Origin of the sequence: Xanthomonas albilineans (genome assembly GCF_002939705.1) — a bacterium.
GTDB lineage: Bacteria > Pseudomonadota > Gammaproteobacteria > Xanthomonadales > Xanthomonadaceae > Xanthomonas_A > Xanthomonas_A albilineans.
Map to the genome: position 1 here is coordinate 1 of NZ_MDCB01000116.1, position 368 is coordinate 368.

Annotated in this window: 1 protein-coding gene; it reads left to right on the top strand. The window is 66.6% G+C overall.

Annotation, left to right across the window (positions count from 1 at the left end; translation table 11 throughout):
• On the top strand, positions 1 to 368 hold a 368-nt coding region (locus XalbCFBP2523_RS16010; RefSeq protein WP_343251082.1), incomplete at both ends, for a hypothetical protein.

Consider the following 368-nt stretch of genomic DNA (forward strand, 5'->3'; position numbering starts at 1 on the left):
GTGATCGCGAGCACGCAAGCGGCCATCGACCAAGGCCGCAACCAACTGACCACCGGCACGCTGACGGTGGCCGACATCACCAACACCAGCCACTACAAGGCCACGGGCGTGAACCTGTCCGGGGGGTATGCGGCGGGCGGTAGCAATGGCAAGAGCGATGGCAAAAGCGACGGCAGCAGTGGCGACACGGTCAGCAGCCAAATGCCCCCGACGGCGAACCAGGGCAGCAGTTGGTCCTGGCAGAACCAGGGCAGCGGGGCGAGGGGAACGGCCGCTGGCTACGACAGCAAGAGCGGCAGCCAGACCTCGATCACCCACAGCGGGATCAGCGGTGGCGACCTGACGATCACCGATGCAGCGGGGCAACA